The sequence below is a fragment of the Dyella humicola genome, assembly GCF_026283945.1.
In the GTDB taxonomy this organism is placed as follows: domain Bacteria; phylum Pseudomonadota; class Gammaproteobacteria; order Xanthomonadales; family Rhodanobacteraceae; genus Dyella; species Dyella humicola.
Genome location: NZ_JAPDPC010000001.1, coordinates 1,401,890 through 1,426,824 on the forward strand (window position 1 = coordinate 1,401,890; position 24,935 = coordinate 1,426,824).

The window sequence follows — 24,935 nt, forward strand, 5'->3', positions numbered from 1 at the left end:
GGCCAGCAACGCCTCAAGCCGCCGTCCGCGACACTGGCAACGTCACCACAAAACAATTGCCCGTCTCCCGTGCCGATACGCAGCGGGCCGTCCCGCCGTGGTGCTCCGCGATCTGTCGCACCAGCGACAAGCCCAAACCGACGCCCACGCTGTAGCTGCTGCCCGCTCGCCGATAGAACGGCTCGAACAGCCGTTCGTTGTCGGTGCCTTCGAGAAGCTCACCTGCATCGCGAACAGCGACGGTCACCGAGTCGTCGTCATGGACTATCTGCAAAGCGATGGGTGGCTTGCCGTGGCGTTGCGCGTTTTCCAGCAGGTTACGGACAAGCCGGCGCAGCAGGCGAGAGTCGCCTCGTACCGACACCGGGTCGCCAGAAAGTTGGACATCGTCAAAGCGCGCGCACTCTTCGGCGGCCAGCGCAAGCACGTCGATGTCTTCGGTGGCCCGGATATCGGCAATCGCATCGAGGCGACTCGCCAGCAAGATCTCATCAATAAGCACGTCGAGCTCGTTGATATCTTGATCCAGCCCGATTCGCCGTTGCGGATCGATGGTTTCCTTCATCAGCTCGGCGGCCATACGGATGCGCGCCAGTGGCGTGCGCAATTCGTGCGACGCGTTGGCGAGCAGGGTCTTGTGCGCACCCACCAGCTTTTCGATGCGTTCGCTGGCCTGATTGAAGCTGAGCGCGAGCCTGGCCACCTCATCCTCGCCTTCCACCGCTACGCGGACCGATAAATCACCCGCTCCAAGCGCTTCGACCCCGTGCTGCAGTCGTTCCAGTCGGCGCGACAGGCGCCGCACGATCGGATAGGCGCCAGCGCCTATGGCGAGCGCGAGGATGAGGAAGACCAGCATGACCGCGAGCATCGAATGGCCTGCCGGCATGCGCATGCCTGCGGCGATACTGAGGTGCCATGCCGCGCCCGCGATCAGCGCGAAGGCCACCAGGCTGCCGAGGAGGGCGAGATAGAAGCGGAGATACAGGCGCACGCCGTCAGTCCTGCGCCCGGGCAAACACATAACCCGCGCCGCGCACGGTGATGATGCGTCGAGGGCGCTTGGGGTCGTCCTCGATCAGCGCGCGAATGCGCGAGATATGCACGTCGATGGAGCGGTCGAACGCTTCCATATGCTCGCCCTTCAGCAGGTCCATCAAGCTGTCGCGCGACAGCACGCGGCCACTGTGCGTGGCCAGCGCCACCAGCAATGCGAACTGATACGAAGTAAGGCTGCGCAGCTCGCCGTCCACATAGAGTGCGCGCGCGTCGCGGTCGATTTCCAGGCGCCCGAAGCGCAGCAGCTGCTCCGGTGCAGCGCCGCCGCGCCGCCGCATGATCGAGCGGAGGCGCGCCAGCAGCTCGCGCGGTTCAAACGGTTTGGGAAGGTAATCGTCGGCGCCCAGTTCCAGTCCCAGGATGCGGTCCATGGGCTCGCCGCGCGCCGTAAGCATCAAGACCGGCAGGTCGGAACGGCTGCGCACACGGCGGCACACGTCGAGCCCGTCCATATCGGGCAGCATCAGGTCAAGCACCATGGCCTGAAAGTGTGCCGTGGCCAGGCGCTGCAGCGCATCGGCTCCCGAGGCCGCTGCAGTCACATGAAAGCCCGCCTGGCCCAGGTAATCCTGGAGCATCTCCGCCAGACGGGCGTCGTCTTCCACCAGTAGCAGGTGCTCAGCCATATGGCCTGGCACTGTAGGTGCTCCGGGGCGCAAACGCGAGATCGGTCACCGGCTCAATGCTCGGCGTGATGCTGGGCCATCGCATCCCTCGCTTGCTTGCGCTGCGCGGGCGTCAGCGCATCCGCCACGTCGGCAAGGTGGTCGACCAGTCGCTTGGAGGCAAGGTCCATTTCGTGCATCTTGGCGACGCGCAGTCGCTCCAGCGCAGTACGGTCAACGGTATTCGCCGTCAGCAGCGACATGATCTCACCATGCCCCGATTCGAGCTGCGCATGAAAGTCACCGAAGTCGGTGGCGGTCTGCTTCATCAAGGGGTCGAGCTTGGCTTTTTGTGCATCGGTGACGTTAAGCGTGCTGTACAGGTGCTGGCTCATCGCATCGGCCGAGTGGCCGGCCGCCATGCCGGCGTGGGAATGAGCGGGCGGGGGCGTGCCAGCAGGCGACGTCTGGCCCATGGCGCTGACGCCCATGGCAAGTGCGCCGGCCGCCAGCAGCGCCAGGGCCCATGATTTACGGGCAGCACCGTTGGAACGGCCGGCAGCTTGCGGAAGGTAAGTCTTCATGAGGGTTCTACTTTCGACGAAGCACATGCTTCAAGCCCAATGTGCTTCACCCTCGTAACTGGCGTTTTTCGGGAATGTAAAGTTTTATGAAGAGGTTAGCGAAAACGGGCGGAGCCCGCTTTGGCTAGAAGCGCGCTCCGCCCGTCGATAGGTTCAGCCCTGGATCGGAAACCCTGGTTGGCTAAATGGAAGCCTGGAAAGCCGCAAAACGCGACTTAGTGGGTCAGTGCGATATCGATGATGACGCCAGTGGCGATCGCCGTCAGGATGAGTTGACCATCATCGCTACGCACCCAGCGATAGCCCGGATCGGGGCGGCGCACGTGATATCGCTCGTAATCGGTGACGTAATACTCATGCGAGTAATAGCGATCCGGCATCCGTTCGCCACGTCGATAGGCCTGCTTCTCCCAGCCGCGGTGTTCACCGTTGTCGTGGTGCCCTTCATCCCGATAGTCACGATCATGGCCATGATCATCATGATCATGCCCGTGATCATCACGATCGTGGCCATGATCGTCGCGATCGTGGTCATGATCGCGGTGATCGCGATCATCATCGTGGTGTTGGTCATGGTAGCGACCATCGTCCTGGGGGGATGCATAGGTAGCCGCACTGCCGGCGAGCAGGGCGGCCGTCACGACGTAGATAAACAAGCGTTTCATCAATCCTCCAGAGTCAAAGTGACCAAGGCGGATGAATGCATCCGCCATCTCAAAATAAACACTGCCACCCTACAAGGTCGATGCGCGAAGCTCGAAGCCCATGTCCGGTCGGGTACCGCGAATGGGGCAACGATCGCACAACTGGCAACCCGCAACAGCACAAACTCGCGCTTGGCTCGTAAATAGTAATGGACCCGTTCAGCATGCGATTTCCGACCGGAGGTCGGGTTCGAGAAAACCGGATCAATTTTGCGATGGAGTGCACAAAAGTGCGGAGGTCTCAGCGCCGCATCGCCAGGACTCCATCCAGCGCCAGCTGCGCCTTGAAGCCCGCTTTTTCCAGGCGCTTCGCCACCTCACGCGGGACATCGCGGTCGCTGGTGAGCTTGTTGGGGCTGCCGGTGTAGTGGAACAGGCGCCCGCCCCGGCGGAGCACGCGCGCCAGCTGGTCGTAGAACAGCTGTGAGTAGAGCTCGCCGGCGATGCCGAAGCGCGGCGGATCGTGCAGCAGGGCGTCCACTGAATGGTCGGCCACTTGCGTGATCGCCTGTGACACGTCGGCATGGGCGAGCCGCAGGCGGCCGCCATGGGCAGGCTCTTCCGGGTCCGGTGACCATGGGTTAAGCGTGCGAAGCCACAACACGTCAGGGTTCTTCTCGAACGACTGGATGCTGGCCACGCCAGCTTCCAGACAGCAGGCCGCGAAGTAGCCGAGGCCGCCACAGGTATCCAGCAGCACCTTGTCGCGCGGCTCGACCAAGGCCACTTTGCGGCGCGCGTCCTCAAACGGCGATTCCTTGGATGTGGGCAGCATCTTTATGCCGTCGATCTCGAAGGTGGGCGCGCCCCATTCGGTGGGCACCAGCTTGATCAGCGAGCCGGAAAAACGCGATACCGGCGCGAACTCGTCGCCGTCCCAGTAATAAATCGTGCGGTCTTTCAGCTTGTGCGGATACGGGTAGCGCTGGCCTTTCCACTCCCAGGTGTCCGTCTGCAGTGGCGCGCTGCCTTTTGTGCGGCCCAGGTCCAGCGAACCGAGCCATTCGTTCGCATCGGCTTCGCGTGCAGCCAGCAGCGTTTCGGCGATGGGGCGCGTGAGCAAGGGGCCGGAATAATGCGACAAGACGGGTAATCTCCTGGAGTGAGCGTGCGCAGATGTTCGTGTTAGCGGGATCGGAGCTGGGTCCGCGGACGTTGCCCCGCGAATCTGCCGGCGCGAGTGGCGCGTGCTGGGTGGACGCGCACAGTCGAAGGATATCGGTGCGCCTGCAAGGGCGCAAAGACAAGCTTCGACTGGCAACGTCCCCGCCATCGAGGTGGCGGGTTTTGCTGGGTCCGCGCGACGAAGTCAGGTCGCCAAGCGCTTGCGCAGGTTTTCCGCAAAGCGCTCGGCCGCCTCCTGGCGACCCTCGAAATGCAGGCAGGGTTCGATCATTTCCAGCTCCATCAGCAGGAAACGGCCCTGCGTGATTACGCCGTCCACGCGTGCATAGGCGGCATCGGCATGGCCTATCGCGGCCGCTGCTGCCAGGACTCGTTTGGCGCTGGCGACAAGCGCTGCGTCGGGCTCGATCGCCTGGGTGGTGCCGCCGAATTCGCTTTGCACCCGGTAGTCGCCCGTTGCCGGCCGCTTGATCACCGCGTGGCTGAATTCGCCATCGAAGAAGAGCAGGGACCACTCGCCATCGCTCACGACTTCGGGCACGAAAGGTTGCACCAGGTAGTCGAACTCCGGCGGAAGCTGGGCGACGATCTGCTTGAACAGCGCGTCATCGCTGCTGCCGCGAGCGGTGTGTCTGGCGGTGCCACTGACGGTCGGCTTAACCACGACTTGCTGCGCTGGCATGGCAGCCAGCGTTTGCAGCAACTGGCTGGCCGGAACCATCTGCGTGGGAATGATTTCGACCCCACGCGCGGCCAGCTCCAGCAGATAGCGCTTGTCGCTATTCCAGCGCAGCAGTGCCTTGTTGTTGATGGTCGGAACCGGCAGCTGATCCAGCCATTGCCTGAAGGCCGGGTAGTGCTTGAAGTAGTCCCATGTCGTGCGCATCAGCACCGCGTCGAACTGCGACCAGTTCACCTCGGGGTCGTTCCAGACGCAGGCGATCGGTTCGATGCCGAGGCGTTGGAGCGAAGACGCGAGATGAGCGTCGTCGGGATGTATGTCCGGGATAATCACGGACGTGGCAATGGCGAGTCGATGGACGGGGGAAGCAGGCATGGCGAAACCTCCTGTCATGGAGGGCGCCCTTATCAGAGATCCAAGCCGAGCGTGGCGGATTGACTCCGTCGCAGCACCCCTCGGCATTGGCTGCGCGACGACCAGCGTGCGCGCAGTGGGAAGCATCAGAAAACAATGCATGGATAGTCTGTCCGAGCACGTGCTACCCGTCAATCTTGAACCACCCGTCCCATTGGCAGACGCAGCCGCGCGATGGCAAATGCGACCGATAGCCCGCCAGATATCGCCTTGGGTGTCATCCGGCGTGGCCCTCGGCTACGGTTGCTCGGAAGAGCTCAGGCTCGCATGTGGAGTCGTCATGCGAGTCCCGTCGCGCGCGTCAACAGGAGTAAGCCGGCGGCTACGACCAACGCTCCGATCACTCGCGCCACGCGCTCACCTTCGGGTGCGAGGCGTTCGGCGGTAATGGCGGCCGTCACCAGCGCCATCGCACGCCAGTCCATGACGCCGACAACCAGCAGGATGGCCGTCATGCCAGTACAGCAGACGAGGCAGTGCCGGCCCAGGCGCAGGCCGTGTCGCCATGCCGTGGCGGCGTCTGCCGGCAGCGGAGCGTCGCATGCCGGCGTCGTCCGGCAGTGGGCCAGGTGGTGCGCTTTCCACGCCGTGAACTGCAGCGCGCCGGCGATCAGGACAACGACGCTGGTCGCCACCGGTACGCCGCGCGCCAGTTCTGGCAACTGCATTGCGATGGCGGCCAATGCGACGCCCAGCGCAAAGGCGGCCAGGCCAAATACGCTCCATACGAGGAAGTAGCCCGTGCCCACCAGCGCGCTCAGCTGCCCCAGCTGCGTATGGCCCAGCCTGACCAGCGCCTGGCGGTAGTACCAAAGCGCGGGCACTAGGGATGGCAGCATCATCGCCACCATCATCATGGTCCACATGCCGAGGAACGACGCCGCGACACCGATCCACGTCTGCCCGGGCATCCGCATCCACGCCATTGACATGGTCCAGCCGCCAGGCATGGGCATCTCGCCCATTGCCGACATGGATCGGCAGCGGACGATGGTCACCGTTGTGCTGGCGGCGAAGAGCAGGGCAGCTCCGCCGATGAAAGTGCGCTGGGATGCTCGCGCGCAAGCCATGCCGCGCGAGGCCTGCCGTTCCCTGATGGTGCCGACGGCGTTCATGATGCGGCTCGATGCTCGCCGTACTCGTCATGGCGGCGCCACCAGACACCTTGCTCGTTGCGTCCCAGCGGCGCGCGATCGAGCCACTGGTACATGCCCCACAGGCCATCCAGCCCGCGCGCATAGGTGGAATACGTGTGGTAGACCACGCCATCCTGGAATACGAAGGCGCTCACGCCCGGCCGGTCGCGTGTATAGGTGGCCACGTCGGTTCCGGTCATGGCCGCCATCTGCGCGACGGGTCCCTCCTCACCGCGCAATTGCCACTCTTGTACGGACTTTCCTGCCAGCGGCGCCTGTGCCGGCGCTGCCGCTTCGCGACGGTAGTTGTATTCGATGCCGATCTTCTGCTGTTGCTCCTCGGTGAAGCCGACGTCGAAATCGAAGTTGAAGTCGCCACCGCGCGTGGACGCCCACGGAAACTTCCAGCCCATCCGGCGCTTGTAGGCCTGCAGCTTGGCCAGCGACGCGCGCGACACGGCCGCCAGCGTGACGTCGTGGTTCGCCAGGTGCACGGCGAATCCGTCGAAGCCGTCGGCTATCGACGAGCAGGACGGGCATCCCGCGGTGTAGTCCGGTCCGAACATGAAGTGATAGACGAGCAGCTGCGAGCGTCCCTGGAACAGATCCGCCAGTGAGGCGATCCCTTTATCGGTATCGAAGCGGTACGCCTTGTCGACCTTGACCCAGGGCAGCTCCTGACGCTGCCGCGCCAGCGCGTCGCTGTGCCGCGTCAGCGCCTTCTCCGCATCGAGCAGCTCGAGTCGTGCCGCCAGCCATTCTTCACGTGTCCCCGTCTTGTGCATGGTCATCGTCGTGCCCTCCGTTAGGTGTGCTTCGTCGTACGCAAGCATGTCGATACGACGTGCTGTTGGGTGCTCGTGAGGTAGATTAGGCGCGGGTATCGACGGGTGGGAGTGACAAGTGTGGCGGGATTCCGATGGACTCTCTGATCACAGCTGCAGCGCGTTCACTCGCGGCGGGTGACCCGCTCGGCGCACTGAACCTGGTCGCCTTGCGCGACGATGCAGCTGCGCTCGCGCTGCGCGGCATTGCGATGGCGCAGCTTGGCGACTTCGTTCGCGCCAAGGCGCTCGTGCGACGAGCGGCGCGCGCCTTCGGTGCCAAGGAAGCCGTGGCCCGCGCGAGGTGTGTTGTCGCCGAAGCCGAGATCGCGCTCATCTCGCGCGATCTCGGCTGGCCCGCCAACGCGCTCGATACGGCACGCGCGACGCTCGAAGCGCATGGCGATCGGGTGAACGCGGCGCATGCGCGCTATCTCCAGGTCAGGCGCCTTCTGCTGATCGGGCGTCTCGACGAGGCCGAACGTACGCTCGACGAATTCGACCCCCGGTCGCTTCCACCCGCATTACGTGCCGCCCACGAGTTGGTCATTGCGGGGATCGCGATGCGGCGACTGCGCACGAAGACGGCGCATGCCGCCCTGGTGCAGGCCGCGCACGCCGCACGCATCGCGGGTATTCCTGCGCTCGTGGCGGAGGTCGAAAGCGCGGCCCACGTATTGAACACGCCAGCGGCACGCCTGTTGGCGGGCGGCGAGGAGCGCCACCTCCTGCTCGACGAGGTCGAAGCGTTGCAGGCGTCGAAAGCGCTCGTCGTGGATGCATGCCGTTATGTCGTGCGTGACGCACTCACCGTGGTTTCGCTTGCGAGGCGCCCGGTGTTGTTCTCGCTTGCACGTACGCTGGGCGAGGCGTGGCCCGCCGACGTGCCACGCGACATACTCATCGCGCGGGCGTTCAGAGCCAAGCGACCCGACGAATCGCATCGTGCGCGGTTACGCGTTGAAATCGGACGGCTTCGCACGCTGTTGCACGCGTTCGCCGGCGTCAGCGCCACGCAGCGCGGGTTTGCGCTGGCTCCGCATCACGCGCGCGAGGTCGTCGTGCTGACCTGGCTCGTCGAAGAGCAGCATGCCGCGGTGCTGGCGTCGCTTGCCGATGGCGAATCGTGGTCGAGCTCGGCGCTGGCGCTTGCGTTGGGCATTAGCCAGCGCACGGTGCAACGCATACTCGATTCGCTCGCAGCGGTTGGCAAGGTGCAATCGTTTGGCCGCGGCCGAGCACGTCGTTGGATGACCCCACCCATGCCAGGATTCACGACGATCTTGTTACTCCCCGCAGCGCTACCGAGTGACTAGGATGGACGCATGAACAAATCAACCGCCGAAATCCTTCGCGAATATGGCCCCTTTCCGGGTGTCGACCACGTGCATGGCGTCTCGTTTGACGGCCAGCACGTCTGGTTCGCATCCGGTGGCAAATTGAACGCCATCGACCCTGAGAGCGGGAACACGGTGCGCTCCATCGATGTCGCGGCACATGCAGGAACGGCCTTCGACGGCGAGCACTTGTTCCAGCTCGCCGAGGATCGCATTCAGAAGATTGATCCGAAGACCGGTCGTGTGCTCGCAACCATCCCGGCACCCGGTGGCGGCGCTGATTCGGGGCTTGCCTGGGCCGAAGGATCGCTATGGGTCGGGCAGTATCGCGCCCGCAAGATCCATCAAATCGATCCCGAGACCGGGGCAACGCTTCGCACGATCGAGTCCAACCGCTTCGTCACCGGTGTCACCTGGGTCGACGGCGAGCTCTGGCACGGCACCTGGGAGGGTGACGAGAGTGAATTGAGGCGAATCGATCCGCACACGGGCGAGGTCCTGGAAAGACTCGCCATGCCACCCGGCGTCGGCGTGTCGGGGCTCGAGTCCGACGGCGGCGATCAGTTTTTCTGCGGCGGGGGAGCGAGCGGGAAACTGCGCGCCGTGCGCCGACCCAAACGAGTGTCCTCGGCAGGGCGCAAGTAACCGCGGGGATGAGGACAGAAAGACGAAGTCTCGTCCGCGGAGCCGAAAGCGTTGCTGCTGCGATGGGTCACCACACGCCGGGCAACAGGCGAAAGCGGACCTTGCTGGCGTAGTCGCGATAGCCAGGTAGGCCGTCCATGAGCATGGCTTCTTCGCCGAATATGCGCAGCGCCAGCAGCGGCAGGAACACGACCAGCCCCAAGAGTCCCCATAGCGAACCCAGCAACAGGGGCGCGCCGATAAACAACAGCAGCGCGTAGCTGTACATCGGATGGCGTACCACGGCGTAGGGACCGCTGGAGATGACGGTTTGGGCGCGTTCCTTTTGCAACCGAATCATGACTGACGCGAAGTGATTCGTCCGAAGGACCTGGGCCCAGCCGCAGAACGCGACGATGATCAGGCATGCGCCGAGCACCTGCGCCCAGGTCGGCGTATGCGACCAGCCGAATCGTCGTGCATCCAGGCCCATCAACATGAACCAGGCAAAAAAGCACAACACCATCGCGATGATCACGGCCCGATCCCGGGCTGCCTGATCGCGGCTGATCGGCGACTTCATTCTTTCGGCCAGCAGATCGGGATTCGTCTTCAGCAGCCACACACCGATGGCAAAGCCGCAACCGGCGAAAAGCGCCAGAAAAATCCACGCCTGCGGCCACGCCAGAGTACCGGCCGGAAGGAACAGCAAGCTCCACAGCAGAAGCAGGCGAAAGGTCTGACCGAAAAGCTTCTGGGCCATGAAGCGGACTCCCGGCTGGCTGAGGCGGAGTCTAGAGCCAAACGTGCATGGCGAGTGCCGTGCGCAGGGCTTACGCGCGTGGGCGGAGCGTCCCTCGGCCGCTTGCCGGCGTGGGGTACAGAAGCGCATCGCAGGGATTGGTCGCCGCGTTGAAGGCAAGGTCCGCATCTGGTTCATGGCGGACACATGGGCCGCTGTCCGTGCGCTGTCCGGACAATCCGTGCAGTTGTCCGCGGACAATCCGTCGCCGTCGGCTGATATGCGTGAAATGGCTTGGTTACGCGGCTTTCCGAGGATGCCGGTGCTTGGCACGGGGCTTGCCATATACCTGGTGAGAGCTTCCCAACCCGATCACGGAGAACGGCCATGAAATTCGAGACCCTGATGCTGAAAAGCCTTTTTGCCGCCAGCCTGCTGGTTTGCGTGCTGACGATGGGCTCCATGATCGCGTCGCAGACGAATGCGCCGGGCGCCGTGGCCACCCAGGTTTCTGTTGCTGCCGCGACGAATGCGCAAGGCTGAGTTGTCGCCCAGGCAGAAGGTGTGTTGAGCTTGTTGTTTGGCCATCCAAAGCGGGCCACTGGCGATGGCGGCCCGGTTTGGATGGTCAAGTCGGAAGGCCAGATCAAAAGGCAAGGCGCGCCGCCGAGAAAGCAGCGCCGGTCGTCGCTGATTACTGTTCCCGCGTAAAGTCCATGGTCCAGTTGACCTCCCACGTCTTGCCCTCGTCGGCAGAGTAGGCCTGTTCCCAGTGCGCCGTGGTGGGCGTGATCTTCGACCAGACAAAGCGGACACGGACCGGTTTTCCACGTAGCGTGTCGGTGGAATAGAACGTGCCGATGCCGTTCTCAAAGTGCCCCTTCACCGGTGGGTCGAGTTCGCCAAAGGGATCGCGCCCATCGAGCCACCAGATGGCCCATTGTCCGGTCTTGGTGTCGTATGAACGCAGGCCAACGCCTCGGTAAGTACCCGCGGGCGTGTTGAACACGTTGTCGTCGACATTGGCATAGCCATCCATCAGCTTGCGCATGCGGAGCGTGCCCTCGAACTCTTCCCAGTCATGGCTGTTGGCCAGCTTTTCCTTGAGCTTGCGATGGTGGCCGTGCCAGTTGCCGACCAGAAAGTCGAAGTCGTGCAGGCCGGAGAGATTGGTCTTGCCGATCACGGCTTTGGGGGTGTCCTGCGAGGCATGCAGGAGCGTTGCCGATGCGATGACGCTGGCCGCCAGGGCAGCCATAAACACGACGCGAAAGCCTTTCATGGGGCGGTCCTTCTGCGGTGGTGTTCGCCTATCGTCTCTCCGTCGAGGATCACGGCACCAGGGCCTTCCGGCGCGAGGCCCAATTCGTCAGCTCAATGAAAGACGGACTTGTCATCATCACCTCTTTCCCGGGCCATCCTTGGACGGCTCGGGTGAGGTTTGTTGCTCATTAGCAGCAAGGGTTACTGCCGCGTGAATGAGATGTTTTCCACGCGATACGTTCACTGCCGACAGCTACGCGTAAGTTTCGCGCAAGTTAATCGCCGATGAGCGGATCTTCGGTGCCCAGCGCGCTAGGTGCGGCAGCCGATCTCCAAGTTACCAGTCGTCATCAAGATCGATCGTGAAAATACCCATTTTGATGTATCACAACATCGCCCAGGTGCCGGATGGCGTGCGGGTGTACCGCAGCCTTTACGTGTCGCCTGCATCGTTTGCGCGGCAAATGGGCATGTTGAAAAGCCTTGGCTACCGCGGACTGTCGATGTCCGATGCCATGCCCTACCTGAGTGGCGACCGCGAGGGCCGCGTTTTCGTCATCACGCTGGACGACGGCTATGTGGACAACCTCGAGTCGGCGGCGTCGATCCTGCAGCGATTTGGCTTCACGGCCACCTGCTATGTCGTCAGCGGATCGCTCGGTCAGTACAACTCGTGGGATGACGAGAAGCTAGGCATACGCAAGCCGATCATGTCGGCGGAGCAACTGCGTGCATGGCATGCCGCGGGTATGGAAGTGGGCGCACACACGCGCACGCACGTCCGACTGAGCCAATGCAACGACGAACAGCAACGCGACGAAATTCAGGGTTGCAAGGCGGAGCTTGAACAGCACCTTGGCGCGCCCGTCACGCAGTTTTGCTATCCCTACGGCGACTACGACGAGCGCGCTGTCGCCGTGGCCCGGCAGTCTGGATTCGCGGCTGCAACCACCACCGATCGCGGTCGCGCCAGCTCCGGGAGTGACATCGATCTCTGGCGCCTGCCACGCATTCAGGTGGCCCGGCATCATCTGCTTCCGCAGGTGGCCGCCAGGATGTTGACTCGTTACGAAGACCGACGCGCATGAAACTACTTTTTGTTGGCACCAACCCCGAGAACACCGGCGCCGCCACCCATTTCGTCACGCTGGCCAAGGCCATGTCGGAGGCGGGGCACGCGGTTGAAGGCATCGTGTCGCGGCGCGGTCTGATTGGCGAAGGCTTTGAGGCCGCGCGCATTCCCGCGCACTACAGCTCGTTTCGCAACGTCTACGACCTGCGCGGTTACGCTGCCGTGCTCAGGCGCATAAGGACGTTCTCGCCGGATTGGCTGGTCGGCAATTTCGGCAAGGAGTACTGGCCGCTGATTGCCTGCGGCCGCCTGACGAATACGCCGGTGGCCTTGTTCCGCCATCGCACGCCGCGCATGAGCAAACTCTCCGAATACGGCGTGCCACGCATGGCGCAGCGCTTTATCGCTGTCTCCAACTATGCGCGCAACGCGTACCTCAAGTGGGGCGTGCCTGCCGATCTGGTGTCCATCTCGTACAACCCGGTCGACACGGCTCAGTTTCGGCCGAATCCCCAGCTTCGGGCGGCCGTACGTCACCAATGGGGCATTGACGACGATGCCATCGTGCTCGGTTACGTGGGGCGCATGCACGGCGGCAAGGGCGTGACCACGCTCATGCGCGCGGCGAACGAAGCCATGGTCAGCAACAGAAAGTTGCACGTGCTTTGGGTCGGCAACGGCCCCGAAGAGCAGGTGCTGCACCAGATGGCGGCCAGCAGCGGTGTGGCGGAACGCCACCACTTCACCGGCTGGGTGGCCGATACCGAGCGCTACTGCAGCGCGATGTCGATGCTCGCGTTCCCATCGGTGGAGCCGGAAACCTTTGGTCGCGTCGCCATCGAGGCCCAAGCCTGCGGCGTGCCGGTCCTGGGCAGTGATATCGGCGGTGTCCCCGAGACGTTGCAGGACAAGGTCACTGGTTTTCTGATCGAGCCCGGCAACGTCGCTGCATGGCGCGATGCGATCATCAAGCTGTGTGATCCGCTGCGTCGTGACGAGATGGGCCAGGCCGCGCGCGCATTCGTCATCGAACATTTCGGCAATGCCGCCGTGGCGAGGGATTTTGCCGAGCTGCTAGGTCGTGCTGGCCACGCGCATCCGCACGGTGATCATGCCCACGCGTAAGGCGTGGGTGGTACGCACGCTACGACGCGAACGTTGCGGTGGCGCTAGGTCCGACCTCGCTCGCTGCCACGGCCAGACCCGACACCACGCCTAGCGACGGGTCGCCCTGGACCAGCGGAATCTCTGGGAAAGAGGCTTCCACGCGCGCCTTGATCTGCGGTGAGCGGGAGGTGCCTCCGGTGAGAAAGACGCTGGCGGGCAGGCTGTCCAGGTCGTCGCGTACCGTCGCCAGCGTGCGCTCGAGCTGGCTGAGGAAGGTTTCGATGGCGGCGTTGAAATCCTCGCTGCTCGTATCCACCGCCAGGCCCGGCTCGATGAAGTCCAGCTCGGCGCGGTAGTGCGGCGAGCCGCTCAAGGTGATCTTCGTGCGCTCGGCCACCTGGTTGAGGCGGGTGGTGGCGCCAAGTTCCTGCAAGGCGCGCAGGCGTGCGCCGTAGGGCGCGGGCACGAGGCGATAGTTCTGCTTGCGGAACTCGCGCTGCTTGGGCAGGTTGTGCACGCTGGCCGCTTCCACAAACTGATGCTGTGGCACGCGAATGGTGTCCTTGCCCAACAGCGGCATGAAGCTGTGCAGGCTGACGCTCACATCCAGGTCGGTACCGCCCTTGGGCAGGCCCCAGCTGCGCGCGATATTCGGTGCCACGCCACCGCCGAGCTCCGCATGCGCCACGTCCGTGGTGCCGCCTCCGATATCGACGATGAGCGCATGCTGCCGCGCCTCGAGGCTCTTGTGGTAATGCATGGCGGCCGCGGCAGGCTCTTCCAGGAAGATCACATGGTCGAAGCCGGCCACCGCTGCCGCTTCTCGCAGAATCTCAATCGCCTGCTCCGAACCCTGCGCTCCCATGGAGCTGCGAAATTCCACCGGCCGGCCGATGACCGCGCCGCGCACCGGTACGCCAAACTGCTTGCTGGCGGTAAGGCGGATGTGTTCCAGGATATGCGTGGCGATATGCACGATCACCTTGCGCACTTGCGAGTCCAGGCGGTAGCCGAACATCGACTTGGGTGACTCGATAAGGTTGCCGCCACCGCTATCCAGATACCCCTCCACCGCATCCTCGCCAAACAGCGCATGCTGGAAGCTGGCGACCGAGGCCGTGGCTTCGCGCGTCTGGTCCTCCATCCACTGCCGGCGCACCACGCGCAGCGCCTCATGGCGCAGATCGTCTTCGCTACGCGACACCGGCACCTGTCCACGGGCCGCCGCCGCGGCGGCCTGCTGGCGCTGCTGGGTACGGGACAGACGCAATTGGGCCTCAAGCTGGGCTTCCAGCTCTGGCGTCAGCGCGAAGTCATTGGGGTCCGGCACCAATTCCGGAAAGAACACAGCCGTACGGAACTGCTCAGCCTCGCCAAAGCGGACCATGGACAGCTTGCCGTTGACGATGGCCGCGGCCGCCGAATAGCTGGTGCCGAAGTCGATACCGATATACATGAGATCACGAGGTTGCGGGGTGGCAACCTGCCATTATGACGGGTGCGCGCGGATTTGCCCAAACTGAGCGGATTCGGCCCGTCTTTCCCCTGGGGCGATGGGCGTGCACCCATAGCCCCGCGGTACTTGTTTACGGCGACTTCAGAGGTTCTCTCGAATCATTTCCACGACGTCCGCTCCGCGCCCACGAAGGATGGCTCGCGTGGTGTACAACGCCATGCCCATGACCGCTTTGGGCTCGATAAACGGTGGTTTGAACAACTCGAGCGGATTGACGATGACGTTGAGCAGGGCCGGCCCGGGCTGAGCGAGCCACTCGTCAATGGCGGCTTCCAGTTCAGAGGCCTTGCTGACGGTTTTGCCCCAAAGGCCGATGGCCTGGGCGACTTTGCCAAAGTCGGGATTCTTCATGCGCGTGAACGTGTCGAGCATGCCTTCCGACATCTGTTCGATCTCGACGAAGCCCAGCTTGCTGTTGTCGTAGACGACAATCTTGACCGGAATCTCTTCTTGTATCGTCGTGAGCAATTCGCCAAACAGCATCGACAAGCCGCCGTCGCCGCAAAGCGCGATGACTTGACGCTGCGGTGCGGCTTTTTTAAGTCCGAGCGAACCGGCAAGTGCGGTCGCCATGGTGCCGTGCAGAAGGCTGCCAAACACGCGGCGCTTGCCCTTGGTGTCGATGCAGCGCGTCGCCCAGAAAATCGGCGTGCCATCGTCGCCCGTAAAAAGCGCGTCGTCGTCCGCGCGTTCGCTGACCAGGGTGGTTAGGTACGATCCTGCGATGGTGTCGTTACGACCCGGCCCGACCTGCTTTTTCCAATCCGCCATCAGTTCGTGATAGCGATGCACATAGGTCTTCTGGAAAGTGTCGTCCGTCTTTTGATGCAAAAGAGGAAGCAGGGCGAGCAGGGTAGGTTTGATGTCGCCGACGGCACCTAAGGTCACATGGTGACGTCGACCGAGATGCGTGGGATCGATGTCGATCTGAATGATGTCGGCCTTGTCGGGGTAGAACTGGCGCCAGGCGAAGTCGGCTCCCAGCAGGAGCAGCGTGTCGCAGCCCAGGATGGCCTTGTAGCCAGCCTCGTTGCCGAGAATACCCGTCATGCCGATGTTGTACGGGTTGTCATGCTCAAGAAAGCTCTTCCCTCGCGATGTATGTGCGATAGGCGCCTTGAGCCGTTCCGCGACCGCGAGGATCTCGCTCAATGCGTCTTCGCATCCGGACCCGCCATAGATCGCGATCTTTTCGCCAGCGTTGAGGATCTTGGCTATCGCCGCGAGCTCATCGTCGTTGGGACGAATGGTCGGACGTGGCGAGTGAACGCGATAAGGAAAGTCTTCATGAACTTCACCGTGCGAAATATCGACGGGAACGATCAGCACGGCGACACCGCGCTTGGTGATGGCGGCCTGGCAAGCCATCACTGCCTTTTTGCGGGCTTGCTCCGGGGTAAGAATCATCTCGCAGAAGACCGAGCACTCCTTGAACACTGACTGGAAATCCACCTCCTGGATGAACTCGAACCCCATCTCGCTCATCAGGACCTGACTGGCGATCAAGACCATGGGTGAGCGATTGCGGTTGGCCTCGTACAGGCCATTGATGAAGTGCAGGCTTCCCGGGCCGCAGCTTCCTGCGCAGGCGGTCAATTCGCCGGTGAAAAGTGCCTCCGTGCCGGCGGCGATAGCGCCTGCTTCTTCGTGACGAACATGCACCCAATCAATGGAGCTTTTAGCAAGATATTCGGCGATCAAATTCAGGGTGTCGCCGACGATGCCGTAGCAGCGTTTGACACCGGCTTGCTCAAGGACTTCCACGATGATTTCGGCGACTTTCTTGCTCATGGTTTGCTCCGCGCTATGACGTGTTGGAGAAGTCCCGAGGACGTGCCGGCGGGGTAAAGGCGAGACGGGGCCTGGCCCCCATGGCCAAGCCCCGTTTCGCTTGCGCGGAGACGCTACTCGTGGCGGCGTCGTCGTTAGGTGGACAGTGAGCTCTGTCCCGAGATGGCGCTGAGCTGATCGCTTGCGCCGAGGCGGCCCATCAGGCCGCGCGTGCCGGATAGTCGGTGTAACCCTTCGGGCCAGGGGTGTAGAGCGTTGCCATGTCGACGCTATTGAGCGTCGCGTTCGTCCGCATGCGCTCCACCAGGTCCGGATTGGCGAGGAACGGACGTGCGAAGGCGATAAGATCTGCGTGGCCGCCGTTGAGCGCCTCTTCAGCGCTCGCACGGTCGAAGCCGCCTGCAAGAATAAACAAGCCCTGGAACGCAGCGCGCAGCTGCAACTTGAACGCGGCAGGCACGGGCGGCGCGCCCATGTAGTTATCCATGGCCGAATGATCCAGCACATGGAGGTATAGCAAGCCCAGATTCGACAGCTCCCGCGTGAGCGCCAGGTATTGAGCCTCGACGTCGGGGAATGCGCCCGTGCCATTGAACACGCCGTAAGGCGATAGCCGGATGCCGACGCGATCGGCACCAATGGCGGCGACGGTGGCGCGAGCGACCTCGAGTGCAAAGCGATTACGGCCGTCGATGCTGCCACCATAGGCGTCAGTGCGCTGGTTCACATTGGCGTTCAGGAACTGCTCGATCAGATAGCCGTTGGCCGCATGCAACTCGACACCATCGAATCCCGCTTCGATGGCGAGTCGAGCCGACCTCGCATATTCATCGACGGCATGGGCGATGTCGGTCGCGCTCATTGCTCGCGGTGTGCTGCGCGGCTGCATACCCTGCGAGTCGGTGTGCATCTGTCCTGGGCTCGCCGCGGCCATCGGGCCGATCACTTCCGCACCGGTAGGCAGGTTGGCCACATGGGACACGCGGCCTGTATGCATCAGCTGCACGAAGATCTTGCCGCCTTTGGCGTGGACTGCATCGGTGACCCTTTCCCATCCACGCACTTGCTCATCGTTGAAGAGTCCGGGAATCCGGGCGTAGCCCAGGCCGTTTGGTGACGGTGACGTGCCCTCGGTGATGATCAGGCCCGCCGAGGCACGCTGACCGTAGTATTCAGCCATCAACACGCTGGGAACGTTGGCGTCGCCGGCGCGACTGCGTGTCATCGGTGCCATCACCGTGCGATTGGCGAGCTGCATCGAGGTGGTCGCGAGAGATTCGAAAAGCATGACGGTTCCTCTGCAAGTGCAGAATGTTCGAAAACCTGTGGTTGGCCGGGGGCAAACCCGGCAATCGCATGCCGGCCTCAGGAGGCTTGCGGTAGATAGATGGGTCTGGCCGCCGCCAGGCCTTGCTGCACTTGCACGGTGCGTTCATCAGCCAGCACCTCATCCTGGCCCGCTTCGAGCCCATCGAGCGCACGCTTGACGATCTCCTCTGCGCTGGACTTTGGGGCGTCGAAAGCACTCGCAAGCTCGGTATCGACAAAGCCCATGTGCAGTGCCGTCACTTGCGTCTTCTGCGCCGCCAGTTCGATGCGCAAGGCATTCGTGAGCGACCACGCGGCCGACTTGCTCGCCGCATAGGCGGCCATCGAGCCGCTGTTGACCCACGAGACGACCGACAACACATTGAGCAGGGCACCACCGCCGTTGGTCTTGAGTACCGGCGCAAAGTCCTTGCTCATGCGCAACATCGAGAAGAAATTGGTCTCGAAGATGCGTCGTGTGACCTCTTCGCTGTCTGCCGCAAGAAAGCCGCCGAGCTGCGTGATGCCGGCGTTGTTGATGACCAGCGTCACATCCGACGCCAGTTCCGCGGCTGCCGCCACGTCGGCCGGGTTGGTGACGTCGAGTCGCAGGGGCTCAACGCCGGGTAGCGTGATGGTGGCAGGGTCGCGCGCGCCGGCGTAGACCTTGCGGGCGCCGCGGGCGAGTAATTCGCGTGTGAATGCCAGGCCGAGCCCGCGATTGGCTCCAGTGACAAGGACGGTAGCGTTCTCAATGTTCATAAGAAACTCCAAGGATAGGGGAAACAGGTTCATTTGATCTTGATGACGGCTTTGCCCTTTGTGCTGCCTGCGGCCAAGTAAGCCAGGGCCCCGTTGATTGACGCGTATGCGGAGACGCGATCGATGGCGGCACCGATGACTCGTCTTGATGAGTTTGGGCGTCGCTTCGGAAACGGTTGTTTCGCAGGCATTCGGGATGGGCAGGAAAAGTAGACCCTTCCAGGTCCATCCACTAGACAGTAAATTCGGGAGGCACCCTTCCAGCGATGAAAGGGTGTGGCCCAACTTGAAGCCAAGACGATCCGGTTGGCAGCGGTTGCTTGCACCGTGGGCACCTCCGCCGCGTCGGTAAGCCGACCTAAGAAGCGAACCGAAACTCGCCCGCGATGGTCGACATCGGCTTGGACGCGGTGGGGCGGATATGCATCGCTTGCCGTAGCAAGGCGGCATGGCCGCCGGCCGCCATAATGTCGAGCGCGGTATGGATGTTCTCGTCGCTGCTCAGGCCCAGGATCGCGGCGCCCAGGATGGCGTTGGCTTAGGCATCCACCACGATCCTTACAAGGGCAGGTCCTTGCCCGCCTGCTCGCTAATGAGGAACTCGGCGTACCAGTCCGGCCAATTCTCATCGCGTTGGCCGCCGGTCCGCTTCTCGTGCTCGCCGTGCGCGGCCTCCGCCCGCCGCAGTGCCGCCGCGAGGTCCTTCGACGAGGCGAAGGTCGTGATGCCGGTGTCAATGCGCCCGGGCAGCCGATGGGTGAGCTCCTGGAACAGCCAGCCATTGCCGTCCGGATCGCTGAACGAGGCGAACGAGCGGTAGCTTCGACGCTCGGGATCCAGGCCGCTAACCCTGGTGCGCCCGAACAGGAAGGGCTGGTCCGGGCCGGCGTACACGCCAGCGGCGTCGTGGAACACGTCGCTGATCTCCACGCCGCGACCGACCAGTTCTTTGCGGGCAGCCTCGACGTCGGAGACGATCAGGTACAGGCCCTGCGCGGAACCAGGAGTGGCCGCGGTGACATTCTTGCCGAAGATGACCGAGCACCCGGAGCCGGGCGGTGTGAACTGGATGACGCGAAAGTAGCCATCGTCGGACGCAAAGTCAGCGTCTAGCCGCCATCCCAAGTCGCCGTAGAAGCGCTTGGCGCGATCGACGTCCGAAACCGGGATGACCACGATCTCGAGTTTCATGTCCACGCCCCGCGCATGCGGGGTCTCGGCTGCAGCGCTGCTCATGTGAACCTCCGATGGCTTGGGCCGCGACGCGGCCCTCGGGTTGGATGACAGGAAGGCTTGGTGAACGACCGGGCGGTGGAGGTCGAAGCGGCAAGCGTAGCGTGGGCTAGATGACGCGCTCGTCGTCACCGCGGGCAAAGTCGGCGCTGAGCTGTCCTCAGCAAATGACCGCCGAGGTCCGCAAATCCACTAAGCGCTGAGCTCTAAGGCGGTGGTGGAGGGCGGCAGGTAGACGATCGCTTGCATGGTCGCCATGCGACTGGCTTACCTCGGCATATCGACCTTGAGAGCGGCGTGCGTCGCTCTATCCGAGTCGTCTGCTGTCGCTCTCTTACTGACGAAACCCGGCTCGCGAAGCCGCATGTCCTGAAACAGGGCCGGGCGTAACGATGGCACCTGGGCGGCGCGATGCCGTCGGGGACCCGGCGCTATCTCCGGGCGGGAGAGATCATTGGAGGCCGGGACATGTCGGCGCTCCCAGCAGGTTTTAGTCTTCCGCAGCCATTTCGCGGCCCTGCTGTCGGATCAGCGCTTCCTCACGTGCATCGTTGATGGACTGGCGGATGCTGTCCAGATCAACCTCGGTTTCGTCCGGCTCGAACTCGCCGGTCAATTCCGTATCGGGTCGCAGCTCGCCGGCCTGGAACAACGCCCACATCTCTTCGCCGTACCACGTGTCGAACAGCTCCGGTGCCCAACGTCCAAGATGTGCAGTGAGGTTGTTGACGTCGCGCAGCAGCATCGAGCGCGCCGCATTGTTGCCGCCGGCACTGACGACTTGCGGGAAATCGATCACCACCGGTCCATCCGGATCGACCAGTACGTTGTACGCGGACAGATCGCCATGAATCAGCCCGCAGCACAGCATCAGCACCACCTGTTGCATCAGCACGCGATGGTATTCACGCGCCTTCTCCGCACTGAGTTCAATCTCACCCAGGCGTGGCGCGGAGAAGCCTTCGGCGTCGGTGACCAGCTCCATCACCAGGACACCGTGGAAATAGCCATGCGGTTCAGGCACACGTACGCCAGCGACGCGCAATTGGTAGAGCGCATCAACCTCGGTGTTCTTCCAAGCTACTTCCTGCTGCTTGCGCCCGTACTTGCTGGCCTTGCCGATCGCACGCGCCTCGCGACTGCCTCGTACCTTGCGACCTTCCTGATACTGCACGCGCTGCTGGAAGCTGCGCTGCGCCATGTCCTTGTAAACCTTTGCGCAGCGCACTTCGTCGCCGCTGCGGACGACGTATACCGCCGCTTCCTTGCCACTCTTGAGTGGTCGCAGCACTTCATCAATGACGCCGTCATCGATCAGCGCCTGCAAGCCTTGGGGGGTCTTCACGGTGTCTCTGGGGGGTGGTTGGCGCAGCGACGGCGGCCATTAACCCCCAAGTTTCGCATTTTCGGGCAGGTGTGGCCATCGAAAGATGGGGTGGGTGCAAACAGCAGCCCTGGTTCAGCACCTGCAAACGTCCGTTTCTGGCCGCGAACCGGGCATTGCAGCTGGTTTTTCGGGTATTGAGCCTCAACGAAGGGTAGGCACACCTGAACAGCCCTATTTTTCTTTTTACGGGTTTTCGATGCGCGTATATCGACTCGAACCCTTCACGCGCTCTTGCGGTCACGTCGCGCAAAGTTCCCTTGGTCTGCACGGTCCTATAACGGCTAAGTAGAAGGGGCTTTTGCGCGAATGGCTACGGTTGAAGCTATCGCCCCGTCCCGCGCCACGATCGATCGGGCTCACCGACATGGCGATGACGAGCGCTGATTTCGCGGATAAGGGTTGACGCCACGCTCAACGCGTCATTTCGCGTGACAAACGCCCGTGCACTCGACAAGTGAACCTTCTCGCGAGGGCCGCCCGAGCGGGCTTCCGCGAGCGATCAAATCGACGAGGGAGTGCTCATGGCTACCGATTCGAGCGCACTGGTTGAGCGTAGCGAGCGCGCCTGGCGCGGCTTCGCAACGGGTTCCTGGCAGAGTCGAGTCAATGTTCGCGAATTTATCCAGCGCAACTACGATCCCTACGAAGGTGATGGTACGTTTCTGGAAGGTCCTACCGAGCGTACACGCGACCTCTGGCAAACGTTGCAGCCTTTGCTCGCTGAAGAACGGGAGAAGGGCATCCTCGATGTGTCGCAGGTCCCCTCTGGCATCCTGGCCCACGGACCCGGCTATATCGACAAGGAACACGAGCTGATCGTCGGGCTGCAGACGGATGCGCCCCTCAAACGCGCGATTATGCCGTTTGGTGGTTGGCGAGTAGTTGCCGCGAGCCTTGAATCGTATGGTCGCACGCCTGACCCTGCGCTGGGCGAAATCTTCACCAAATATCGCAAGACGCACAACGACGGCGTCTTCGACGCCTATACCCCAGACATCAGGAAGGCGCGCTCGTCAGGCGTCATTACAGGCCTCCCTGACGCCTATGGGCGCGGCCGTATCATCGGTGACTACCGACGAGTCGCGCTCTATGGCGTCGACTTCCTCGTCGCGGACAAGAAGCGCGAAAAGGCCGAGCTGGACGACCGCCACTCGACCGAGGATGTCATACGCCTGCGCGAGGAACTGTCCGAGCAGATCCGCTCGCTCAAAGAATTGAAGCTGATGGCGTCGAACTATGGCTATGACATCGCCGTGCCGGCGACCAATGCGCGCGAGGCGGTGCAGTGGACTTACTTCGGCTATCTAGCCGCGATTAAGCAGCAGAACGGCGCCGCCATGTCGGCAGGGCGCCTGTCTAGCTTCTTCGACATCTATTTTGAACGCGACCTGCGGGACGGTACGCTCACCGAGTCACAGGTACAGGAGATCATCGACGATCTGGTGATCAAGTGGCGCATTGTGCGGTTCTTGCGTGCCCCTGAATACAACCAACTTTTCTCCGGCGATCCCGTATGGGTCACCGAAGTGATCGGTGGCAATGGAGAGGACGGGCGCACTCTTGTCACAAAGACCGCCTTCCGCATGCTTAATACCTTGTACAACCTCGGCCCCGCACCGGAGCCCAATCTCACGGTCTTCTGGTCGCCGCGGTTACCCGACGGATTCAAGCGATTCGCGATCAAGACTTCCATTGATACCAGCTCGATCCAGTACGAATCCGACGACCTCATGCGGCCCAAGTGGGGCGACGATTGCGCGATTGCCTGCTGTGTGTCGGCGATGCGTGTTGGCAAGCAGATGCAGTTCTTCGGGGCGCGCGTCAATTTGCCCAAGACGCTGCTGTATGCGCTGAATGGCGGACGCGATGAAGTGAGCGGCGAGCAGGTGGGTCCCAATCTCGCGCCAGTGACGGGTGACGTGCTGGTCTTCGACGAGGTGATGAAGCGGCTCGATCCGATGATGGATTGGTTGGCGAAGACCTATGTCAATGCGCTCAATATCATCCACTACATGCACGACAAGTACTGCTATGAAGCGATCGAGATGGCGCTGCATGATCGCGACATCCTGCGCACCCTCGCCTGCGGCGTTGCCGGGCTTTCACACACGGCGGATAGCCTGTCGGCAATCAAGTACGCGACGGTGAAGCCCGTGCGTGACGAGCGCGGCATCATCGTGGATTTTCAGACCGAAGGCGCCTTCCCGTGCTTTGGCAATAACGACGATCGTGCTGATGACCTGGCGAAGACGCTGGTGTCGATGATGATGAACAAGATTCGCATGTACCCCAGTTATCGCGATTCGGTCCACACGCAATCAGTGCTCACGATCACGTCGAACGTGGTGTACGGCAAGGCAACGGGCAACACCCCTGACGGGCGCAAGAAGGGCGATCCGTTTGCACCTGGCGCGAATCCATCCAACGGCCGCGACACGCATGGTGCACTGGCAGCACTGATGTCAGTCGCCAAAATTCCCTACGACGATGCCGAGGACGGTATCTCCCTGACCCTATCCGTGGTCCCCTCCGCCCTCGGGAAGGAAGAAGATCGCATCACCCGGGGAGTCAACGCGCTGGACGCCTATTTCTCGAGCGGCGGTTTTCACGTCAACATCAACGTTCTTAATCGCGAAACGCTGCAAGAAGCGATGAAGCACCCGGAGAAGTACCCGCAGCTCACCATCCGGGTGTCCGGCTACGCGGTGAATTTCGTAAGACTGACGAAGGAGCAGCAGCTCGACGTCATTAACCGCACCTTTCATGGCGCCATGTAGGGCGACATATGAGCGAGCCGCGCGTAGGCAGCCGCTACGAACTCCACATCACCCGCGAGGGCGCGACGGAGAGCAGGGCGGAGCGCGACTATTTCGCCGTACATCCAGGCGATGTCGAGGAGGTCAAGGACGAGGACGACCTGGTGGGCTATGTCCACTCCTACGAAGTCGGGAGCACGGTGGATGGGCCCGGCATCCGCTTCGTCGCCTTTCTCAGCGGCTGCCTGCTCCGATGCCAGTACTGCCACAACCCGGACACCTGGCATAAGCGCAACGGCCACCCGGTGACCGTTTCGCGAGCGATGCATGAGATCGGCAAATACGCGCAGGTGCTCAAGACCTGCCGTGGCGGTGTCACCCTCTCCGGCGGCGAGCCGATGGTGCAGCGACCTTTCGCCATGCGCATCTTCCGCCACTGCAAGGAGCTGGGGCTGCACACCTGCATGGACACTTCGGGCCGCCTTGGCGATCGGTTGAGCGATGACGAGTTGATGGACATCGACCTGAACCTGCTCGACATCAAGTCGGGCGACCCGGCCATCTACGAGAAGGTCACGCGTCAGCCGCTGCAGCCGACGCTCGATTATGCAAATCGCCTGTCGGCGCTCGGCCGCCCCATGTGGGTTCGCTTTGTGCTCGTTCCAGGCCTCACGGACGACTACGACAACGTCGAGAAGGTGGCCGATATCTGCGCCGGATTGAAGTCCCTCGAACGGGTGGAGATCTTGCGCTTCCACCAAATGGGCAGCGACAAGTGGCACAAGCTCGGCCTCGAATACCCGCTGGAGCATTGCGAGACACCCAGCCCGGAGTTGACTGAACGCGTACGCGGACAATTCCGCCGCCGCGGTTTGACTGTGTACTAAGGATTGAAGGAGAGGCA

24 protein-coding genes and 1 riboswitch are annotated in these 24,935 nt (G+C 62.7%); of the genes, 8 read left to right on the plus strand and 16 right to left on the minus strand.

Translation table 11 applies throughout. From position 1 onward, the window contains the following. Positions 1–13: 13 nt before the first annotated feature. From OUZ30_RS06160 to OUZ30_RS06175, 4 genes are all read right to left on the minus strand, one after another. Complete coding sequence (locus OUZ30_RS06160; protein WP_266181325.1) at positions 14–994, minus strand: sensor histidine kinase; 981 nt, start codon at positions 992–994, stop codon at positions 14–16. Between the two features lie 4 nt (positions 995–998). Then, entirely contained in the window at positions 999–1,685 is a 687-nt protein-coding gene (locus tag OUZ30_RS06165) for a response regulator (protein WP_266181326.1), read from the minus strand. Positions 1,686–1,738: 53 nt separating this feature from the next. Further along, positions 1,739–2,248 (minus strand): Spy/CpxP family protein refolding chaperone, encoded by a 510-nt coding sequence (locus OUZ30_RS06170; RefSeq protein ID WP_266181327.1) that lies wholly within the window; start codon positions 2,246–2,248, stop codon positions 1,739–1,741. 215 nt (positions 2,249–2,463) lie between these two features. Then, positions 2,464–2,628 (minus strand): RcnB family protein, encoded by a 165-nt coding sequence (locus OUZ30_RS06175; RefSeq protein ID WP_266181328.1) that lies wholly within the window; start codon positions 2,626–2,628, stop codon positions 2,464–2,466. Between the two features lie 90 nt (positions 2,629–2,718). Between OUZ30_RS06175 and OUZ30_RS06180 the strand changes: the two genes are divergently transcribed. Beyond that, complete coding sequence (locus OUZ30_RS06180) at positions 2,719–3,099, plus strand: hypothetical protein (protein ID WP_266181329.1); 381 nt, start codon at positions 2,719–2,721, stop codon at positions 3,097–3,099. A gap of 94 nt (positions 3,100–3,193) precedes the next feature. On the opposite strand, the gene OUZ30_RS06185 is transcribed toward OUZ30_RS06180, so the two are convergent. From OUZ30_RS06185 to OUZ30_RS06200, 4 genes are all read right to left on the minus strand, one after another. Further along, positions 3,194–4,036 carry a class I SAM-dependent methyltransferase gene (locus tag OUZ30_RS06185; RefSeq protein ID WP_266181330.1) on the minus strand — a complete coding sequence of 281 codons (843 nt, stop codon included), beginning with the start codon at positions 4,034–4,036 and terminating at the stop codon, positions 3,194–3,196. A 225-nt stretch (positions 4,037–4,261) separates the two neighbouring features. Then, on the minus strand, positions 4,262–5,134 hold the full coding sequence (locus tag OUZ30_RS06190; RefSeq protein WP_266181331.1) for an ATP-grasp domain-containing protein: 873 nt from the start codon (positions 5,132–5,134) through the stop codon (positions 4,262–4,264). A gap of 14 nt (positions 5,135–5,148) precedes the next feature. Further along, positions 5,149–5,222: riboswitch (S-adenosyl-L-homocysteine riboswitch) on the minus strand. A gap of 229 nt (positions 5,223–5,451) precedes the next feature. After that, positions 5,452–6,288: a DUF2182 domain-containing protein gene (locus OUZ30_RS06195; protein WP_266181332.1), complete on the minus strand. Its 837-nt coding sequence runs from the start codon at positions 6,286–6,288 to the stop codon at positions 5,452–5,454. After that, positions 6,285–7,100 (minus strand): DUF899 domain-containing protein, encoded by an 816-nt coding sequence (locus OUZ30_RS06200; RefSeq protein WP_266181333.1) that lies wholly within the window; start codon positions 7,098–7,100, stop codon positions 6,285–6,287. Before OUZ30_RS06200 ends, OUZ30_RS06195 begins: the two co-directional genes overlap by 4 nt. 128 nt (positions 7,101–7,228) lie before the next feature. Between OUZ30_RS06200 and OUZ30_RS06205 the strand changes: the two genes are divergently transcribed. Both OUZ30_RS06205 and OUZ30_RS06210 read left to right on the plus strand, forming a co-directional pair. Further along, on the plus strand, positions 7,229–8,449 hold the full coding sequence (locus tag OUZ30_RS06205) for a helix-turn-helix domain-containing protein (RefSeq protein ID WP_266181334.1): 1,221 nt from the start codon (positions 7,229–7,231) through the stop codon (positions 8,447–8,449). Positions 8,450–8,458: 9 nt separating this feature from the next. After that, positions 8,459–9,115, plus strand: coding sequence for a Vgb family protein (locus OUZ30_RS06210; protein WP_266181335.1), 657 nt, complete (start codon positions 8,459–8,461; stop codon positions 9,113–9,115). Positions 9,116–9,182: 67 nt separating this feature from the next. Here OUZ30_RS06210 and OUZ30_RS06215 read toward each other — a convergent pair whose 3' ends face one another. Beyond that, on the minus strand, positions 9,183–9,857 hold the full coding sequence (locus tag OUZ30_RS06215) for a methyltransferase family protein (protein WP_266181336.1): 675 nt from the start codon (positions 9,855–9,857) through the stop codon (positions 9,183–9,185). Between the two features lie 366 nt (positions 9,858–10,223). Here OUZ30_RS06215 and OUZ30_RS06220 point away from each other — a divergent pair, with 366 nt between their 5' ends. Next, on the plus strand, positions 10,224–10,379 hold the full coding sequence (locus OUZ30_RS06220) for a hypothetical protein (protein WP_266181337.1): 156 nt from the start codon (positions 10,224–10,226) through the stop codon (positions 10,377–10,379). Between the two features lie 151 nt (positions 10,380–10,530). On the opposite strand, the gene OUZ30_RS06225 is transcribed toward OUZ30_RS06220, so the two are convergent. Beyond that, complete coding sequence (locus OUZ30_RS06225; RefSeq protein WP_266181338.1) at positions 10,531–11,118, minus strand: hypothetical protein; 588 nt, start codon at positions 11,116–11,118, stop codon at positions 10,531–10,533. 361 nt (positions 11,119–11,479) lie between these two features. Between OUZ30_RS06225 and OUZ30_RS06230 the strand changes: the two genes are divergently transcribed. Both OUZ30_RS06230 and OUZ30_RS06235 read left to right on the plus strand, forming a co-directional pair. After that, the gene (locus OUZ30_RS06230; RefSeq protein WP_266183117.1) at positions 11,480–12,187 is read left to right on the plus strand and encodes a polysaccharide deacetylase family protein; all 708 of its coding nucleotides are present in this window, start codon (positions 11,480–11,482) and stop codon (positions 12,185–12,187) included. Further along, a complete protein-coding gene (locus OUZ30_RS06235) occupies positions 12,184–13,296 on the plus strand; it encodes a glycosyltransferase family 4 protein (RefSeq protein WP_266181339.1) in 1,113 nt (370 codons plus the stop codon). Before OUZ30_RS06230 ends, OUZ30_RS06235 begins: the two co-directional genes overlap by 4 nt. A gap of 19 nt (positions 13,297–13,315) precedes the next feature. Here the strand turns inward: OUZ30_RS06235 and OUZ30_RS06240 are convergent, their stop codons facing one another. The 6 genes from OUZ30_RS06240 to OUZ30_RS06265 all read right to left on the minus strand — a co-directional run bounded on the left by OUZ30_RS06240 (position 13,316) and on the right by OUZ30_RS06265 (position 21,233). Next, the gene (locus OUZ30_RS06240; protein WP_266181340.1) at positions 13,316–14,734 is read right to left on the minus strand and encodes an Hsp70 family protein; all 1,419 of its coding nucleotides are present in this window, start codon (positions 14,732–14,734) and stop codon (positions 13,316–13,318) included. Positions 14,735–14,875: 141 nt separating this feature from the next. Beyond that, entirely contained in the window at positions 14,876–16,585 is a 1,710-nt protein-coding gene (locus OUZ30_RS06245) for a thiamine pyrophosphate-dependent enzyme (protein WP_266181341.1), read from the minus strand. A gap of 199 nt (positions 16,586–16,784) precedes the next feature. Further along, positions 16,785–17,873 (minus strand): alkene reductase, encoded by a 1,089-nt coding sequence (locus OUZ30_RS06250; RefSeq protein ID WP_266181342.1) that lies wholly within the window; start codon positions 17,871–17,873, stop codon positions 16,785–16,787. Between the two features lie 77 nt (positions 17,874–17,950). Further along, the gene (locus OUZ30_RS06255; protein ID WP_266181343.1) at positions 17,951–18,655 is read right to left on the minus strand and encodes an SDR family oxidoreductase; all 705 of its coding nucleotides are present in this window, start codon (positions 18,653–18,655) and stop codon (positions 17,951–17,953) included. 558 nt (positions 18,656–19,213) lie between these two features. Further along, on the minus strand, positions 19,214–19,891 hold the full coding sequence (locus OUZ30_RS06260) for a VOC family protein (RefSeq protein ID WP_266181344.1): 678 nt from the start codon (positions 19,889–19,891) through the stop codon (positions 19,214–19,216). A 487-nt stretch (positions 19,892–20,378) separates the two neighbouring features. Next, positions 20,379–21,233 carry a PA4780 family RIO1-like protein kinase gene (locus OUZ30_RS06265; protein WP_266181345.1) on the minus strand — a complete coding sequence of 285 codons (855 nt, stop codon included), beginning with the start codon at positions 21,231–21,233 and terminating at the stop codon, positions 20,379–20,381. Positions 21,234–21,796: 563 nt separating this feature from the next. Between OUZ30_RS06265 and pflB the strand changes: the two genes are divergently transcribed. Together pflB and pflA are read left to right on the plus strand one after the other, a co-directional pair. Beyond that, a complete protein-coding gene (pflB, locus tag OUZ30_RS06270; protein WP_266181347.1) occupies positions 21,797–24,052 on the plus strand; it encodes a formate C-acetyltransferase in 2,256 nt (751 codons plus the stop codon). A gap of 8 nt (positions 24,053–24,060) precedes the next feature. Next, positions 24,061–24,918, plus strand: coding sequence for a pyruvate formate-lyase-activating protein (pflA, locus tag OUZ30_RS06275; RefSeq protein ID WP_266181348.1), 858 nt, complete (start codon positions 24,061–24,063; stop codon positions 24,916–24,918). The last annotated feature ends 17 nt before the right edge of the window (positions 24,919–24,935 follow it).